Genomic DNA, 16,827 nt, shown 5'->3' with positions numbered 1-16,827 from the left:
TGATGTCCTTTCAATGACCGCGGCGACGCAGCCACAGACCGAAGCGGATGAGGCCGTGCAGCAGCACCCCAACCAAGGCGAGCGCGGCGACGGTCAGGCCGATGCGCTCCAGCCAGGTGTTGTGGTCTTTCGGGCGATGCGGCATGTACACGCCGTTGATGTTTTGCAGCCGGCCGTCGCTGGCGTGGCACTGCATGCAAGAGAGTGCCTGCGTCTTGGGCGCCACCATGTGCTCGATCGGCCAGTACATATCGGTCTTGACAAAGCCGTAGTGCCCTGAATACGGCAGGTGCGCGGCCTTCATGCCAGCCTCGATCGAGGTCTGCCAGTCGTAACTCATGGTGTAGGAGTCTTTGTCGAAACCGAAGGAATGAAACACCGCGAGGATGCCGGTCTGGGTGTCATACGGCTGGTTGTTGCGCATGATCTTGAACGGGAAGATCTTGGACTTGCCGTCGGTCGGGCTGCCCTCGATGGCGTTGAGCTGCACCACGCCGTTGGTGTCTTTGAAGTCCTGCACCTTGTCGCCGACATTCATCCAGCGTTCCACGCCGTTGAACCAGCGGTATTGCGGCACCACGTTTTCCGCCCACTTGAAGCTGCCTTTGACGCCCCAGTAGGTGTTCCAGCCGTGGCTGTCGTTGATGACCAGCGGCGAGCCGTTGGGCGCGAGCTTGCCTGCGGTGGCGTAGTTCCACTCCATCTTGGTGGGCAGACCGCCGCGGGCGAACTCGGGGATGTGGCAGGTTTCGCAGGCGATGTCGCGGGTGTGCATGTTCAGCGTCGCGGCCTGAATCTGGCTGTTGAGGTCGTTGCCTTTGTGCGGCGTCTGTCCGTGGCACGACACGCAGCTCGCCGCCTGGGTGTTGTGCGGGTTGCCGCGCATGAACTGTTTGTCGCCGAACATCATGTCGGTGACGTAGCGCGAACCGCTGACATTGTGGTTCTCGGTCTTATGGCACTCCTGGCAAGAGAAGTTCAGGCCATTGGTCGCCATGTGCACGTCTTCAGCGCGCGCGGGGTTGACCAGCGAGCTGTCCATGTCGCCGTGCTTCACGCCGTCGCCGCCGCCGCCGTAGAAGTGGCACTGGCCGCAGGTGTAGCGCGTGGGCGAGCCCACATGCTGCGCAATATTGGCGAGGTTCTCCGGTTCGACGAAAGGCTTGTCGGTGCCATAGACCTCGCCGCAGCCGGGACGCACCGCGATTTTTTCCATCGCCGGATTGCCGCCGATGAACGGAATCTTGTGATAAGTCTTGGTCTGATCGTGGCACACCAGACAGTCCACATGATCCTGGCTGCGGTGGTCGAACGGCACGAACTTGTTCGGGTCGGTGCTGCCATAGCCCACATGGCACACGGTGCAGAACTGCTCGTTGCTGATCGGGCTGACGCAGAAGTTGTTGTAGACGTGGTTCTTGCCCACCAGCGTCTTGGTCTTGGGGTCGTAGGCCTTCCAGGTCCAGTGAATGGTGGACATGACCTGCTTGGCCGCGTCGGTGTGGCAGCTCAGGCAGGCTTTGGTGACCTGCTCGGGCGAGGTGAACGGGCCCTTGAGCTGCGGAAACTGGCTGTGATCCTGCGGCATTTCCCTGCCCACATTGCCCTTCTGCACCGTGGGCACGACACTGGGCACCACATGCCAACTATCCTGCGCCGCCTCGGCGGGTTGAACTTTTACCCCGTTCTGTGCCACGAAGGTTGCGGCGTCCTGCGCCCGCGCCAAGGGGCTGAGCGCCAGTAGCCCGGCGGCTAAGAGAACGGCCTGCGCAGATCGCGCCGCGCGCGCGATCCGGCTCTCTCCGGTTTGTCGATGGAAATCCATGGCCCACACTCGTCTCGTTGGAAGAATGGGCGAGATGCTGCGCCTGCCGTTGTTTGAAAAGATTGACCGTTCGCAATCGATTTCTGGCGCCGTGTTTCGGTGAAGCCATCTCTTGATCTGGCCACACAAAAGAAAAATAAAGACACCATTAGAGACAACTAATTACATTCAAATCGAGCTTGCGCGCGGCCAGTTTTGCGGTATCGTTTGCCGCTTCGATGGAGACCGTCATGCCCCTGCTTGAGCGCACTCACGCCGCCCTGGATCGCCTGGCCGATCTGCCGCCCCTCGGCGCACTGCGCCGCCAGCGAGCCGAGGCGGCTTTTGCCAACAACACCGATGCCAACCTGTTTCGCGGCGTTTATTCCAGCTTCGACGCCGCGCAGGCCAGCGCGCCGCCCACCCGCCCGCTGGGCTATGACAACGCCGATGCGGCGGGCATGTATCTGGAGCGCATCAAGCGCATCTACCCCAGCGACTATCCCGTCATCTTCTGGCTGCAAAAACTGTTTGCACAGGGGCAGAGTTCGGTGTTCGATCTAGGCGGGCATATCGGCATCGGCTACTACGGCTATCAGCGCTACCTAGACTATCCGCCGGGTCTGCGCTGGACGGTAAGCGACGTGCCTGCGGTGATGGCGCGGGGCGCAGAGATCGCCCGCGAGCGCGACCCCGCGGGGCGGCTGAGCTTCAACGGCGATTTCCGCGTCGCCGAGGGTGTGGACGTGCTGCTGGCGCTGGGCGTGCTGCAGTACCTGCCCGACACGCTGGCGCAGCGCCTGGCCACGCTGGAGCGTCCTCCGCGTCACATCATCCTCAACCTCACACCGCTGCATGTGCTGGACAACGGCGGGCAAGACTACTTCACCCTGCAGAGCATCGGCACCGCTTTCTGCCCGTACCGCATCGCCGCCTACGCGCCGTTTCTGGAGGGCTTTACTCGCTTGGGCTACCAGATCGTCGACCGTTGGCAAAACCCCGACAAACATTGCCACATCGCCTTCGAGCCCGAGCATTCAGTCGATGTGTATCACGGGTTTTATCTGCTGCGGGGGTGAGTGTCAGGCTGCGGGCGCGCCGTGGCGCAAGCCGGGAAGTTGTAGAAACTTCGAGGGCTCGACGGGGGGTGAATACAGATAGCCCTGCAACTCGTGACAGCCCAGTTCGCGCAGCATGCGCGCCTGCGTCTCGGTTTCCACGCCTTCGGCCACGAGGTGCAGATGCGAGGCCTGCGCCAGCGCCACGATGGCGCGTACCGCGGGCAGGGCGCTGGCGCCGGTTTCCAGATCGATGACAAACGATCGGTCGATTTTCATCACGTCGATCGGCAGCTTGCGCAGCGCCGCCATGGACGAATAGCCGGTGCCGAAGTCGTCGAGCGCAAGGGTCACGCCCATGTCGCGCAGTGCGGTGAGCTGGGCGAACAGGGCGTCGTTTTCGTCCACCAGCAGGCTTTCGGTAATTTCGAGTTCGAGCGTGGCGGGCGGGACGGCGTGGCGTTCCAACGCGTTTTGCACCTGCCCGACGAGTTCGCCCGATTCAAACTGAACGGCGGAAACATTGACCGAAACCCGCGCGATATCGATGCCTTCGCGCCGCCACTGGGCCATTTGCTGGCAGGCGGCGTCAAGTATCCAGCGGCCGATGGGCGCAATCAGCCCATACGACTCGGCCACGGCAATGAACGCATCGGGAAACAGCAGCCCGCGCTGCGGGTGATGCCAGCGGATCAGCGCTTCGGCAGAGGTGATGCGGCCATTGGCGGCGTTGACACGCGGTTGATAGAAAGCGACAAATTCACCGCGCACCAGCGCCTGCCGCAGGTCGGCCAGCAGCTGGGCCAGGGTGCGGGCTTCGGCGTCGAGCGTGGGGTTGAACAGTTGGGCGCGGCCACGGCCATAGGCCTTGGCGGCGTACAGCGCAATGTCGGCGCAGCGCAGCAGTTCGTTGCGCTCGCAGGCATGCTGCGGGCACAGGGCAATGCCCACGCTGGCGCCCACTTGAACCGGGCCGCCCACCAGCTCGAACGGCTCGCGCAGGGCGCGAATCATGGCATCCGCCGTGGCCTGCGCCGTGGCCGCGTCGGCCAAGGGCAATACCAGGGTGAACTCATCTCCGCCCTGGCGCGCCACGATGCCGTTGGCCTGCAGGCGGGTGCGCAGCCGCTCGCTGGCCTGACACAGCAGCGCGTCGCCCGCTGCATGGCCGCGGCTGTCGTTGACGTCCTTGAAGTTGTCGAGGTCGATGTAGAGCAAGGCCAGAGAGGCAACGGCTTGACCGGGCGCCAGCAGGGCGTCGAGCTTTTCGTGCAGGCCGTGGCGGTTGAGCAGGCCGGTGAGGCTGTCGTGTGTGGCTTGATGCACCAGCGCCCGCTCGCGGTCTTGCGCGGCCAGACCCACGGCCAGGCGATCACGCACTTCGGCGGCGGGTTGCAACTCGCTCGCGGCGGGCTCAGCGGGCAGGCCGAGGGCGATGAGGGCTTGTACCGCTTCGCCCTGCCGCAGCGGCAGCAGCGCCACCCAGCCGTCCGCAGGGGGCATGAGGCTGCGCAGACAGGGGGCGTCGCGCAAGGCGTTTTCGCCCAGACTGTTGATCTGAAACTGCCGATCGCCTTGCAGCCCTGACCACTGGGCCTGGGCGGCCGCATCGCAGGCCACGTCGCGCACGTCGAACACGGTTTTATTCGTCTTGCCGTCGTGCCACAGCACGGCGCGGCGGAAATTCCGCGGCTCTTTCTGCCAGATCACCGCGGCGCTGGCTTCGGGGTAGAGCCCTTCGAGCTGATCGAGCACACGCCGGGCCAGGCTGTCCACCGAAGCGCCCGACAGAATGTCGCGGTCCATCGCGGCCAGCCCTTCGAGTGCATGAAACTGCGCGCCGATCTTGGCGGCCATGTCGTTGAACGCGCCGGCCAGCACGCCGAATTCGTCTTGGCTGTGCACTTGCACGCGCGCGCTGTTGTCGCCGGCGGCCAGGCTGCGTGTGCCCGCGGTGAGTTGTTCCAACGGCACCAGCGTGCGGCGAATTTGCCGCTGCGCGAGCAGGGCGATCAGCAGCAGCGTGGCCGCCGCCACAAGGCCCAGCCACACCGCCAGGGCCAGCCCAGCCAACTTACGCGGGGCGGCGGCGCTTGTTGAATGAACAGCCAGTCTGGCGCGCCAAACTCGCCGCCGAGAAAGAGCTGAAAGCGAAACACCGAGTCGGCCGCCGCGCCGCGCTGGGCGGCGGGCGCGGTGACGTTGGCAACGGGGTAAAGCAAGGCGCCTTCGGCATTGCGCACGCTCCACACGCCGCCGTCCATCGCATCATGCACCGGGCCCCAGAGGAATTTCGGGTTGAGTTCTGCAATCCACCGGGGCTGCCCGTTTTGCAAAGCGGCGAGGTAGACCCTTGTCGGCTCGCCCGTCGCGCGATGCGTGCGCAACAACACCTGCGTCAAACCGGCGCTGGCATCCATGAGGGGTTGAACCGGCGGGATGGCGGGGAAGGCGCGCTGCCAGTTGCGCCACAGATTGGCGGCGTTGGCGGAGGCCCATTCCGGCTTGCCCTGCGGCGTTTGCAGCAGCAGGGCGTCAAACGCCCGCCCCAAGCCTGGGAGCTGCGCGCCTGCTTGCGGCGCGGAGGACGGCAAGGCGAGCAGCAGGGTTTTGGCCGTGAGCAAGCGGTCGAACACCTGACGGCTGACCTGCCGGGTCATGCGCTGCTGGCTCTGCATATTGAGCTGCCGCGCCACCTGATTGACCGCCGTGCTCGACAACCAGTCCGACAGCGCCAGCGGCACCAGTGCCGCAACGACGAACAAGGCAAACAACTGTCGCCCCAGGCGGCTGCCGGAAAACCAGGTGGACAGGCGCGGCGGACGCATCGTCGCTCAACAACAACGCGGCGTAGCGCCGCAGGGGAAGTAAGCAGCGCAGGCCACGGGCTCAGTAATTGGCGGCCAGACCGATATACGCGCCGTTATTGGCGCGGATGATGTCATCGAGGCTGACCTTGTTGCTGATCTGCGATTGGGTCTGCCCGTTCGCCCCCATGCTGTAGAGATCGAAGTCGGTGTTGATGGGGTTGAGCGCCTTGTCCTTGCGCGCGCCGCCTTTGCCGTTTTCCTCGATGTTGTAGTAGACATAGGGGTGGCCCCAGGGATCGAGCTTGCCCGCCATGCCGATGTCGGCCAGCGAATTGGGCAGCGTGCGGTTGTAAACCCAATAGTTCTGGATGGCCGCAGAGATGGACACCACGTCTTGCTGCGCCTGCGCATTTTCAACCTTGAGCCGGTAGCCGCTGTAAATCGGCAGGGCAATGGCGGTGAGCACGCCCACCAGGGCGATGGCCATCATCAGCTCCAGCAGGGTGAAGCCGCGCGAGCGCTTGCTGGGTGTGCAGGAGGAGATGGACAGATTCATGCCCGCTTTGTAGCGCCGCCACGCAGCCCGCAACAGGGGCCGCGCTTCAGCGAGTGGCTGGTTTTGTGAAATGCTGCACAAACCGGCGGCGCGCTGTGGAGGAAAACCCACAAGGCGCCGCCGGGCTGCCAATCCCGCTCAATATTGCCGCCAGGCGATGGGCTTGTTCATCACGTTGCCGCCCAGCGTGACCGGAGTTATGGGCGGAGGATTGCCGCTGGCGTCGGGCACATTGGCCGTGGTGTAGGGGTAGAAACCCGCGCCATTGCTACTGACGAAGAGCGAGGGCGACAGCGGAATGCCCGAACCCAGGCTGATCACTCCCGAGGTCACGCTGTTGCCCTTGTAAGTGACGTTGATCTTGGGTGTGCCGCCGCTGACTAAATCGAACAGGTCGTAGTAGCCCACACCTACGCCGCAACTCGTGGCGCTGGGAGGCACATATACGGGTACGACTAGCAGACCGTTGGCCACGGCAGGCGATGCGGAGATCTGCCCGTTCGTCTGCAGGGGCGCCACCACGTTGCTGGATACCGCCTGCAGGCTGCCGCCGCTGGACTGATAGCCGCTGCTGCCGTCGCTGGCCCAAAGAAGCTGCGAGCTTGCGCCCGACAAGGCGAACACACTGATTTCGGTTTGCGACGCCGCCCACACATAAGGCAGGCCATTGATTTCGTAGTAGCCCACATAGTTCAGCTTTTGCTGCGGGCTGGTGGTGGCGACCTGCAGTGCGCTGATCACATCGTTGGGGGCCGTGCCGGAAAGGTTCAGACTCCAGACGCCGCCGTTGCTGTCGCCCATCCAAAGCGTGCCACTGCCCGCGTCGTAAGACATCGAACTGCTGGGGACGAAGGGCAGCGGGGCGGAAAGCACCGTGCCGCTGGCGGGCTGCCCGGTGGCGACGTTGATCTCATACAGCGTGCTGGTCGTGGTTTTGGTGCTGCCGCTGCCGCTGGTGGTGTTCACCACGAACACCGCGTACTGCATGCCGTCCACCGTGATCACCAGAGGGGCCTGTTGCTGCGGCGAAGTGCCGCCCGGCACGTTGATTGCCCAGGCCACAGACTGCGGTGATGGGGGCGTGGTGACCGTGCTGTCATTGTTGCTGCTGAGCTTGAGCGCGTAGTGATAACCGCCGCTCTGAGCGGTGCCGACCACATAGCTGGCCCAATCGCTGGCTTGCGCGTTGGTCGCGGTGTCGACCGCGTCAGTCAGGGTATAGCCGCCGTCGAAGTTTTGCGCAGTCTGGAACTGGGCGTAGTTTTGCAACTGCGAAAGGAAAGGTCGGGGCATCCAGCCCCACACCAGATTGCCGGTGGTGGCGTCTGCGGCATACAGGAAGCCATCATTGCCGGTAAAGAGCACCAGCTTTTCGCGGTCCTTATTGTTCACGGCGAATTGCACATAGCCCGGCAGGGTGGTGAATGCCGCCGTTCCGGGGGCGCCTAGATAGCTGGTCTGGTCATTCGGGCTCATGCTGCCCAGCATCCAGTTGAGCTGCCGACCTGCCAGATACGAACAACCGCTCACGCCACTCGGAAAGCCCAGACTGCCGTATTGCGGCTGGGCGTCGTCGCCCGCGTTATTGAAAGATGGGTCGACGGTATAGGCCACTTCGGTGGCGATGTTGGGCACGCAGGTGGTCGCACTCAGTGCGAAGGCGCTGGGGTCGTAAACCGCATTGGTGCTGGTGCCCATGTCCGCGAGGTTTTCCACCAGCCCCGATCCGGGTGGCGGGTTGCTCAAGGTTGACACGGCCGTGGAGTACATCGCGGCCTTGCGCATGGTTGCGGACATGTGCGTGTCATCGCCAGCGTCCCACTTGGCCGGACCGCTGGCCGTACCCACCGGGGTAGCCACGGTGGACTGTGCGGTGGCTACGGTGGCGTAGGCCTTCACATGGCCGGCAATGGCTCCAGGCACGTAGTTGCTAGTGGCGCTGTAGACCAATGTGCCACCCTGCACACTGCTCGGCGCAATGGGCGCACTGATCGCAACACTCTGGAAAATCTGCGCGGCAATACTATTGATCGCTGCGTTGAAAGCAGGAATGTTGTTGGCCGGAAATTCCTGCCCCGTGCCACCCGCGATCGCCATCGCGTTGAGCGCTGCGTAAGCCGCTGGATTCGCGTTGGCGTCCACACCCGCTCCAAGGCCGACGACATAGGTCTTGATGCCCTTTTTGTTCAGCGCCTGAATGGCGGTGATGGTGTCGATCAGCGCTTGGTCATTGGTATTGGCCGCATCTAATGCGCCCTGGGTCTGTCCGCTGGGCAAATTGTTGCTGTCGTCGTTGATGCCGTAGTTGGAATTGCCCGCAATCCCGTAGAACGCTGCATTGACCCCATAACCCTGTCCCGCAGCGCTGCCCAGTGGCGGCCAGTTATTGCCGTTCAAGTCCATCGTCGGCAGACCATCCGTCACGAGAATGACATATTGACCTGCACAAGAAGCGGTGAGATTGCTCAACACATTGCCCGCGCCCTGCACCAGCCCCGCCGTCGGCGACTGATAGGCCAGCGCCTTGATCTCGCTGGACGATGAATTGTTGGTCTCTGGCTTTAACGCTGTGGTGAAGGGCGTCAGTGCCGTGTTGACTGCAGATGTGCCGGGATTGGAGCCCAGATTGGTCATGGAAACGACCTGGTTGCCGCTGGTCGCGTTGAGGCTTTGCACGTAGTAGCCGAAACCGCGCTCGGCGTACATGACCTGATCCGTGTACGGCACGTATCCGGCATTGGTGGGCCCTGTGACCTTGTTCGCTGAGGGTGCGGACTTGTTATATCCGACACTGACGACACCGTCGTTGTAATTGCCGAGATTGAAATAGGTGTAGGGTGTATTCGTGGAAGTGATTGGCCCAAGATAAGTGGAATAGTTGTAGGCCGCATATGCACCGCCGTAGTCAACAAATAGGCCGGGTTGTCCTGACGAGTAGAGGACGTCATTGATGTTTGGGTCGTCGCTAGACGCTCCGATCTGCATGTACAGATTGCTTGAAAGCGTGCTGGCAGCCGTGCTCGCACTACTGCCATACAAACCCGAATTCGCAATGCTGCTGCAATAACTCTTGACCGAAGACGAGGCGCTGCCGTATTGATAACAGGGATTGTTGACCCAGCGCGTGGGTGCGGGGGAAGCATTCGGATTGGCAGCGACAAAACTCTGGTAAGCCGCGTAGCTGGTGAAGCCATGTGTCGGCAGACTATTGGCGAAGGTGAAACCGCCGCTCGGTGACATGTAATACACCCAAGTGGTGTAAAGGCTCGTCCCCGAGGTTGAATAGTCTTCCAGCGCAAAGTCCATGCTCGGGAGATACTGGCTGAGCACCGAGGATAGACCGGCCTTGGCCACATTCAGTCGGCTCGCGCCGTTGTCCACCAGGGTGCCGTTGTTGTTGTAGGTATAAGGCGCCGAGGCGGTCTGGCTCGGGGTCATCGGCGGTGTGAAGCCGGAGGGCACCGAGTAGTTGACCGGCGAACTGCTTTTGTACAGGCTGGTCAGGCCGCTGGAGAGATTGCCCGATCCGGTCATGATGGCGCCGCTGAGGTCGCCGTCCATCGACTGCGAGTTGCCGATGGCGATGACCACTTGCGGGCGGGGCTGGGTCTGGGAGATTGAGGTTGCCAAACCGGCGTGGGCGGGCACTGCCGCCCACGGGGCAAGCACTAGGGCGCTACTCGTAAGTAGCGCGATGAATCGACGGGGCGTTGATGCGTTCATATCGTGCACAGTTTGATGACGGATTGGGTATTGATGGCTGTGCTCCCGCTTGCCTCGGCAATATGCAGGAATACGGCGTAGTAACTCGCGGTGTAGCCCGTGGTGCCGCAGGAGTAGGCGTTGGTCGGCAGGTTGGTGGGCCAGACGCTGACCAGCACCCGGTAGGGCTGGCCGCTGGCGTCGTTGATAGGCGGCGGCGGCGGATTAAGCACCGAAACCACGCTCGATAGTGGGGCGCATTGCTTGTCGGCGCTGCAGATGGTCCAAAAATTGGCGTAAGGGCCGGTGGCTCCGGGCACGGCACCGGCTGGCGTAGTTGACGAGGCCGTCGGCGTATAGAACCAGGGCTGCCCGCTGGCGGCGATGTCGAGCACCTGATTACCCGATCCCTGCACGGTGGCAATCAACGCCTGCTGCACCTGCCGCAGTGCCATGTCACCGGCTTGCACGTCTTTCTGCCGCTGCACGGTGTTGCCGGTCATCACCCCCTGGAGCAGTGTTCCGCGCATGGTGAACAACACACCGAATAGCAGCACCACCAAGGTGATGAGAGTGAGCAGCAGCACGTAGCCGCCCTCGTCACGACGCGTCAGGTTAGGGGTCAGTGCGGCCATAGCTGGTTCCGAACGGCAAATTCGGATTCGATGACGGAAAAATGGTTGTGGCTGTAATCAGGCAGGCCACCAATGCCTGTGGGTACGGTGTAGGGGGTGAACTGTGCCGGGCCCAGACTGGGGCTGGGCAGGGCGATCGTTGCAGGCGCGGTGTATCCGGGGTCGTTCTGTAGCGATTTGGTCACCAGTGCGAACAGCACGCTGCGCACATTTGCCGTGTACTTCCCGCTCACGACGGCGGGCCATGTGAGGTAGTTGGTCACGCTGCCGGAGTTGCTTTCATCCACCCCGAACAGTGCCTGCAGGCTGACCACGCCTGCCGCTACCGGCACTGGCGAGCTCACAAGCATGTCGGTCTGGGCATTGAGCACGGCACGCACCAAGACTGGATAGGAGCCGCCGCCCGCATTCGCATATTGGCCGATGTAATAGACCACGGTCTGCACGTTGCTGCTGGTTTGCGGCCCCAGATCGGTGAGGCGCGATTGCACGAAATTCGGATTGGTCAGACTGCCGCCTGGCGGCAGCGCCCCGGCAGCGATCAGCTGATTGTTGAAGGGTGCGTACCCGGTGCTGGGAAACAGACTGCTGCTACTGCTACTGATGTAAGTGGATGAGGGTGAAGTGCTGGGCCCGATATCGGCGATCGGAACCCGGAAACACACCAGTTTCCCGTTGAGCGGCATGCGCAGCAGGGCGGCATCGCCCACACTCAGTCCGGCGGTGGAAGCCAGGGGCAGTTCACTGCTTTTGAGCGCACCTTGGCCGTTGGCGGCTTGGGTGGTGGAGTTCTGCACGACGTAAGCGGTGGGGTTGCCGTTGCCCGGCGTCTGCAGCGCGCTGGTGGCGCCGGTAAAGAACAGCATGTCGGTGAATTGCTGCTTGGTGCCATAGGCCGAGGGGTCGGGTGTGATGCTGGGATAGTTGGTACTGCCTGCTGGGGTGCTGGTGGGCAGGGTCAGCGGCTGCGACGCAGCAGAGACCGGGTACTGGGCAAACGGCTGGCTGCCGCCAATGCCGCTGTCGTAGGCCAGCAGCACGCTGCAGCGCGACTGAGCGCCGCCGAGCATGAACCCGGCATTGGACAGATCGCGACTGATGAGATCGAGCGCGGCGCGGGTCTGGGTATCGCGCTGCATCACATCGCTCATTTCCACGTTCTGCTTGGTGAGGGACGACTGCACCAGCAGCACGGCGATGGCGAAGATCAGCCCGATGACCAGGGCCACCATCAGCTCGATGAGACTCAGGCCGTGCTGGCGGTGGGCGGCGGATAAGGAAGGAGAGGTGGAGAGGTGTCGCATGTCAGAAGCCCACCTGGTACTGATACGTCTGGCTGCGCGCGCCGCCACCGCCCTTGCCTGCGGCCCAAGCAATGGTCAACGTCACGCCGCATAGCGGGGCAGTGGGGTTACTCACGTCGCAGGGGTTACCGTCGGCGCCCGCCCCGGTGGTGATGGTGACTTTGGCGCCTGGAAGCATCATGGATGGAGTGCTGAAGATATTGGCCAGCCAGGGCTGCAACGCGGCGGGGGCGCTGGCCGATGCGCTGGTGTAGCTTTGCGTGACGCCCGCGCCGAGCTGCGGTACGACTTGCGGGCTGGCTTGCAGAATGGCCCAGAACTGGTTGCCGAAAGCCGCAGTGTCTAGCGCTTCCTGGTTGGCGGTCTGCGCCGGAACGGCCAGGCTATAGAGCGATGCGATCGACAGCATCCCCAGGCCGAAAATGACGATGGCAACCAGCACACTGATGAGCGACATGCCGGCCTGATTTGCGGCTGCGCGAGCGGGAGGAGGGGGCTGGAGCGTCATGATGCGGTGTTGGCGTTGAGAATCACACTGCCGGAGGCGAGTACCTGCAGCGTCCAGGTCTGGCCTTGCGCAGCGGTCACGGTGATGGTGGGCGCGGTGTTGATGAAGCCTTGGCTATCGAAAGTGAGCGTCTGCGTGTTGCCGCCGGTGATGCTGCAGGTAATGCCCGGGTAGCTGGCGGCGATTTGGCTTGGCGACATTGAGTGCTCTGCAATCACCGTTCCGCCCACACTGGTGCTCCAGGTACAGGTGTTGTTTGCCCCAAGGGTGATGGTGACCGGCTGCTGCGTGGTCACCGCCTGATTGCGTGCCCAGGCCACGTCTTGGGGAAACTTGTTGACCAGCACCGAGGTTTTGCCGGAATCGACCATGCTCACCAGATTGGGCACGACCATAAGGCCGAGCAGGGCGGCGATGGCGATGGTCACCATCATTTCGATGAGGGTGAAGCCCGTCTGACGTGACTTGATGAGGGACATGTCAGGTGTTTCCGGATTGATCGCGCGCCCAGCCATTCGATGTGGTTCCAGCGGGCAAAGGCGGGGAACTGGTTCCGGGTGGCATGACCCAGCCTGATGCGGGCACGCTGGTGGTGTATTTATTGCCGTCCTGGTCGATGGCGTAGCTGGGTGCGACGAGGCCGCCCGTCGGCGTGGCGGTGAGGGTGAAAGTCGTCGCCGTCAGGGTGGGGCAACTGAACTGGTAATCCTTTCCGGCGGGCGGTGTCGCGCAGATGGGAGCGCCAACATAGGTGCGGTTGTCCTGGTAGTACTGCTGCAGGGCCACGCTCATGCTGGAGAGGTTCGAGAACGCCTCGGTCAGCTTGCTGCGAGTAACGTAGCTGGTGTAGGCCGGAATGGCGATGGCCGACAGAATGGCGACGACCGCCACGACGATCATCAGTTCAATCAGGGTGAAACCGCGGTTGCGCTGCATGGATGAACTCTCCTTGCGTGCATTCTGGAATTGCTTTGCACAAACTGCCGCAGCGAGCCGACGAACGGTGTGAATCTGGCGACGAACGGTCGATTTTTTCCAATATTTACCTTACGTACATTTAGTGACGAGTGTGGCGGCGCGATGAGGCGGCGGGCGACCTCTCGGCGGACTTCTTGTCGATCACCTCCGCTCGCGAGGTTTGTGCGCTGGCTCTTGAAACCCGAAAGTCCGTCCCTATAATTAGCACTCGTTGAAGGTGAGTGCTAACAACGGCTTCATCGCACTGTCATGTACGCGCCTTCAAAATGGGTTTCTGGCCGTCGGTTCCGGGCATCGTCCGGGAGGCGGTTTGTCATTGGGCTCCGAGCAGGCGCCCGGTTTTCCACAAACTTCAGGAGATTTGCATGAAATTGCGCCCTCTGCATGACCGTGTCGTGGTCAAGCGTATCGAACAAGAAACCACTACCGCCTCGGGCATCGTGATCCCGGGCAGCGCGGCGGAAAAGCCCGATCAAGGCGAAGTGCTGGCCGTGGGGCCGGGCAAGCATGACGACCAGGGCAAGCTGGTGGCCATGGCAGTGAAGGTGGGCGACCGCGTGCTGTTCGGCAAGTACGCCGGCCAGACCGTCAAGGTCGACGGCGACGAGCTGATGGTGATGCGCGAAGACGACCTGATGGCCGTCATCGAGAAGTAATTCACGTCATTCGCGTGATCTGATTCCTGCTTCAACTGCAAATTTACGGAGAATTTCAATGGCTGCAAAAGACGTGATTTTTGGTGCGGACGCCCGCGCCCGCATGGTGGAAGGCGTGAACATTCTCGCCAACGCTGTCAAGACGACCCTGGGCCCCAAGGGCCGCAATGTGGTGCTCGAGCGCTCGTTCGGCGCCCCCACCGTGACCAAGGACGGTGTGTCCGTGGCCAAGGAAATCGAGCTGAAGGACAAGTTGCAGAACATGGGCGCGCAGATGGTCAAGGAAGTCGCTTCCAAGACCTCCGACAACGCCGGTGACGGCACCACCACCGCCACCGTGCTGGCCCAGGCCATCGTGCGCGAAGGCATGAAGTATGTGGCCGCCGGCATGAACCCGATGGACCTCAAGCGCGGCATCGACAAAGCGGTCACCGCGCTGGTCGAAGAGTTGAAGAAGGCCTCCAAGCCTTGCTCCAACACCAAGGAAATCGCGCAGGTCGGCTCCATCTCGGCCAACAGCGACGCGAATGTCGGCCAGATCATCGCTGAGGCGATGGACAAGGTGGGCAAGGAAGGCGTGATCACCGTCGAAGACGGCAAGAGCCTGGAAAACGAACTCGACATCGTCGAAGGCATGCAGTTCGACCGTGGCTATCTGTCGCCCTACTTCATCAACAACCAGGACAAACAGGTTGCCGTGCTCGACAACCCGTTCGTGCTGCTGCATGACAAGAAAATCTCCAACATTCGCGACCTGCTGCCCGCGCTGGAGCAAGTGGCCAAGTCCAGCCGTCCGCTGCTGATCATCGCGGAAGACGTGGACGGCGAAGCGCTGGCTACCCTGGTGGTCAACAGCATCCGCGGCATCCTGAAGACCGTGGCCGTCAAGGCGCCGGGCTTTGGTGATCGTCGCAAGGCCATGCTGGAAGACATCGCTATCCTGACTGGCGGCAAGGTCATCGCCGAAGAAGTCGGCCTGACGCTGGAGAAGGTCACGCTGGCCGATCTGGGCCAAGCCAAGCGCATCGAAGTGGGCAAGGAAAACACCATCGTCATCGACGGTGCTGGTGTGGCCGCCGACATCGAAGCCCGCGTCAAGCAAATCCGCATCCAGATCGAAGAAGCCACCTCTGATTACGACCGCGAAAAGCTGCAAGAGCGCGTGGCCAAGCTGGCTGGCGGTGTGGCCGTCATCAAGGTCGGCGCCGCCACCGAGATGGAAATGAAAGAGAAGAAGGCTCGTGTCGAAGACGCTCTGCACGCGACCCGCGCTGCGGTGGAAGAAGGCATTGTGGCTGGCGGCGGCGTGGCGCTGCTGCGTGCCCGTCAGGCCGCAGGCGAGATCAAGGGCGACAACCACGATCAGGAAGCTGGCATCAAGATCGTGCTGCGTGCCATTGAACAGCCGCTGCGCGAAATCGTTGCCAACGCCGGTGGCGAGCCCAGCGTGGTGATCAACAAGGTGCTTGAAGGCAAGGGCAATTTTGGCTTCAACGCCGCCAATGACACCTACGGCGATATGCTGGATATGGGCATTCTCGACCCGACCAAGGTCACCCGCACCGCGCTGCAGAACGCCGCCTCCGTGGCGGCCCTGATGCTGACCACCGAGTGCATGGTGGCCGAGGCGCCGAAGGACGAGAGCGCACCCGCCATGCCCGGCGGCGGTATGGGCGGCATGGGCGACATGGGCATGTAATTTCAGGTCCCGTTCAGCAGCCTGCTGCAACGCAAGCCCGCCATCCGTGAGGATGGCGGGCTTTTTTGTCATGAAAAACGCATGAAGCTGTCAACGCTCTCGCTAAGATCGTTGCCATTTCGATTTGGGGGCCAACATGCCACGTTTTTGTACCCAATGCGGCACGCAGAACCAAGAAGACGCCAAGTTTTGCCGACAGTGCGGCGCGTTGTTGCCGACTCAGGTCAAGCCGATGCAGCCCCCAGAGGCTGCTGCCTCCCATCCCCAGAATGAGGCGAGCCAGCAAGCCGAGCAGGCGGCACAACTTCAGGCGGCGCAACTTCAGGCGCAGCGCGAGGCGCAGGCCTTGAGAGACGAAGAGGCGCGCCGGGCTGAAGAGGCGAGACGGGCCGAAGCCGAGGCCGAGCAGTCCCGGCGGCAAGCCGAGCGACAGGCGCAGGAGGCCGCTGATCGGCAAGCGCAGGCCCAGGCGCAACTGCAGCGCGCGAAGCAGCAGCAGGCGGAGAAAGAAGCAGAAGCCGCCGCGGCTGCGGCTGCGCGAGAAGCCGAACAGACCGCGCAGCGTGAGCGCGCGCAGCGCGAGGCCGAGCGCCTTGCCGCCACGGCCCGGTTGGAAGCGGAAATACGCGAGCGTGCACAGGCGGCCCGCGCCGCGCCGCCGCCCCGCAGCAGTGCCTCGCCCGATCAATTGCCTCGATCCGGGCTCGGCCAAGGCGCCCAGCAGCCGGTGAAAGGCAGCAACGCGTTTCTCATCGGCGGTATCGCCACGGGCGTGATTGCGCTGCTGCTCATAGGCGGGGGAGGGCTGTGGTGGTCGATGCAACATCCGCAGCAAGACAAGACGGGCGCTTCCGTAGGTGCGAGCGAGGCGGCGTTTGCGGCGTCGGCCCCGGTTCAGTCAACGGCGGCGAGTGCATCCCGCACCGCTGCGGCCGCGCCTGCCCCAGCGTCGCAGGCCGTGCCGACCACACCGGCGGTGGCGTCTGCGCCGCCTGCGGTCGCACCCAAGCCTGAGCCTGTCGTGCGCAAGCCCAGCACGGCCACGCCTGCTCCGGCGGTGCCGCAGCGTCAGGCCCAGCCGGAGACCTTTGCGCCCGTTGCTGCGCCTGCGCGCCCT

Annotated in this window: 14 protein-coding genes; 4 read left to right on the top strand and 10 right to left on the bottom strand. The window is 63.0% G+C overall.

From position 1 onward, the window contains the following. Positions 1 to 10: 10 nt before the first annotated feature. Entirely contained in the window at positions 11 to 1,825 is a 1,815-nt protein-coding gene (locus B3H47_RS04180; protein WP_286986179.1) for a tetrathionate reductase family octaheme c-type cytochrome, read from the bottom strand. A gap of 230 nt (positions 1,826 to 2,055) precedes the next feature. On the opposite strand from B3H47_RS04180, the gene B3H47_RS04175 reads away from it, so the two are divergent. Beyond that, complete coding sequence (locus B3H47_RS04175; RefSeq protein ID WP_276706302.1) at positions 2,056 to 2,883, top strand: TIGR04325 family methyltransferase; 828 nt, start codon at positions 2,056 to 2,058, stop codon at positions 2,881 to 2,883. 3 nt (positions 2,884 to 2,886) lie between these two features. On the opposite strand, the gene B3H47_RS04170 is transcribed toward B3H47_RS04175, so the two are convergent. The 9 genes from B3H47_RS04170 to B3H47_RS04130 form a co-directional block, all read right to left on the bottom strand. Continuing rightward, a complete protein-coding gene (locus tag B3H47_RS04170; RefSeq protein WP_276706300.1) occupies positions 2,887 to 4,935 on the bottom strand; it encodes a putative bifunctional diguanylate cyclase/phosphodiesterase in 2,049 nt (682 codons plus the stop codon). Further along, complete coding sequence (locus B3H47_RS04165; protein ID WP_276706298.1) at positions 4,875 to 5,690, bottom strand: hypothetical protein; 816 nt, start codon at positions 5,688 to 5,690, stop codon at positions 4,875 to 4,877. Before B3H47_RS04165 ends, B3H47_RS04170 begins: the two co-directional genes overlap by 61 nt. A gap of 61 nt (positions 5,691 to 5,751) precedes the next feature. Further along, positions 5,752 to 6,228, bottom strand: a complete 477-nt coding sequence (locus tag B3H47_RS04160; protein ID WP_276706296.1) for a type IV pilin protein — start codon at positions 6,226 to 6,228, stop codon at positions 5,752 to 5,754. Positions 6,229 to 6,366: 138 nt separating this feature from the next. Next, a complete protein-coding gene (locus tag B3H47_RS04155; RefSeq protein WP_276706294.1) occupies positions 6,367 to 9,858 on the bottom strand; it encodes a hypothetical protein in 3,492 nt (1,163 codons plus the stop codon). An 89-nt stretch (positions 9,859 to 9,947) separates the two neighbouring features. After that, on the bottom strand, positions 9,948 to 10,565 hold the full coding sequence (locus tag B3H47_RS04150; protein ID WP_276706292.1) for a hypothetical protein: 618 nt from the start codon (positions 10,563 to 10,565) through the stop codon (positions 9,948 to 9,950). Next, complete coding sequence (locus tag B3H47_RS04145) at positions 10,553 to 11,869, bottom strand: PilW family protein (protein WP_276706289.1); 1,317 nt, start codon at positions 11,867 to 11,869, stop codon at positions 10,553 to 10,555. Before B3H47_RS04145 ends, B3H47_RS04150 begins: the two co-directional genes overlap by 13 nt. A 1-nt stretch (position 11,870) precedes the next feature. After that, a complete protein-coding gene (locus tag B3H47_RS04140; protein ID WP_276706287.1) occupies positions 11,871 to 12,377 on the bottom strand; it encodes a type IV pilus modification PilV family protein in 507 nt (168 codons plus the stop codon). Next, complete coding sequence (locus tag B3H47_RS04135; RefSeq protein ID WP_013104894.1) at positions 12,374 to 12,856, bottom strand: GspH/FimT family pseudopilin; 483 nt, start codon at positions 12,854 to 12,856, stop codon at positions 12,374 to 12,376. The genes B3H47_RS04140 and B3H47_RS04135 overlap by 4 nt, the downstream gene beginning before the upstream one ends. Position 12,857: 1 nt before the next feature. Continuing rightward, positions 12,858 to 13,313 (bottom strand): type IV pilin protein, encoded by a 456-nt coding sequence (locus B3H47_RS04130; RefSeq protein WP_156054467.1) that lies wholly within the window; start codon positions 13,311 to 13,313, stop codon positions 12,858 to 12,860. Between the two features lie 407 nt (positions 13,314 to 13,720). On the opposite strand from B3H47_RS04130, the gene B3H47_RS04125 reads away from it, so the two are divergent. The 3 genes from B3H47_RS04125 to B3H47_RS04115 form a co-directional block, all read left to right on the top strand. Further along, positions 13,721 to 14,011 carry a co-chaperone GroES gene (locus tag B3H47_RS04125; RefSeq protein WP_013104897.1) on the top strand — a complete coding sequence of 97 codons (291 nt, stop codon included), beginning with the start codon at positions 13,721 to 13,723 and terminating at the stop codon, positions 14,009 to 14,011. A gap of 58 nt (positions 14,012 to 14,069) precedes the next feature. Further along, a complete protein-coding gene (gene groL, locus B3H47_RS04120; RefSeq protein WP_013104898.1) occupies positions 14,070 to 15,710 on the top strand; it encodes a chaperonin GroEL in 1,641 nt (546 codons plus the stop codon). A gap of 136 nt (positions 15,711 to 15,846) precedes the next feature. Further along, positions 15,847 to 16,827, top strand: a 981-nt coding sequence (locus B3H47_RS04115; protein WP_286986172.1) for a zinc ribbon domain-containing protein, incomplete at its 3' end; no start/stop codon positions are given.

The organism is Thiomonas sp. UBA7699, from assembly GCF_002482605.1.
In the GTDB taxonomy this organism is placed as follows: Bacteria; Pseudomonadota; Gammaproteobacteria; order Burkholderiales; family Burkholderiaceae_C; genus Thiomonas; species Thiomonas arsenitoxydans.
Note: the sequence above shows the minus strand (reverse complement) of the source record. Positions and strands in the feature narration are given on the sequence as shown.

What these genes read in the sequence shown, in the direction of transcription:
- B3H47_RS04180 (WP_286986179.1), bottom strand. Translation starts at nt 1,825, where the DNA reads ATGGATTTCCATCGACAAACCGGAGAGAGCCGGATCGCGCGCGCGGCG.
- B3H47_RS04175 (WP_276706302.1), top strand. Translation starts at nt 2,056, where the DNA reads ATGCCCCTGCTTGAGCGCACTCACGCCGCCCTGGATCGCCTGGCCGAT.
- B3H47_RS04165 (WP_276706298.1), bottom strand. Translation starts at nt 5,690, where the DNA reads ATGCGTCCGCCGCGCCTGTCCACCTGGTTTTCCGGCAGCCGCCTGGGG.
- B3H47_RS04160 (WP_276706296.1), bottom strand. Translation starts at nt 6,228, where the DNA reads ATGAATCTGTCCATCTCCTCCTGCACACCCAGCAAGCGCTCGCGCGGC.
- B3H47_RS04150 (WP_276706292.1), bottom strand. Translation starts at nt 10,565, where the DNA reads ATGGCCGCACTGACCCCTAACCTGACGCGTCGTGACGAGGGCGGCTAC.
- B3H47_RS04145 (WP_276706289.1), bottom strand. Translation starts at nt 11,869, where the DNA reads ATGCGACACCTCTCCACCTCTCCTTCCTTATCCGCCGCCCACCGCCAG.
- B3H47_RS04140 (WP_276706287.1), bottom strand. Translation starts at nt 12,377, where the DNA reads ATGACGCTCCAGCCCCCTCCTCCCGCTCGCGCAGCCGCAAATCAGGCC.
- B3H47_RS04135 (WP_013104894.1), bottom strand. Translation starts at nt 12,856, where the DNA reads ATGTCCCTCATCAAGTCACGTCAGACGGGCTTCACCCTCATCGAAATG.
- B3H47_RS04130 (WP_156054467.1), bottom strand. Translation starts at nt 13,313, where the DNA reads ATGCAGCGCAACCGCGGTTTCACCCTGATTGAACTGATGATCGTCGTG.
- B3H47_RS04125 (WP_013104897.1), top strand. Translation starts at nt 13,721, where the DNA reads ATGAAATTGCGCCCTCTGCATGACCGTGTCGTGGTCAAGCGTATCGAA.
- groL (WP_013104898.1), top strand. Translation starts at nt 14,070, where the DNA reads ATGGCTGCAAAAGACGTGATTTTTGGTGCGGACGCCCGCGCCCGCATG.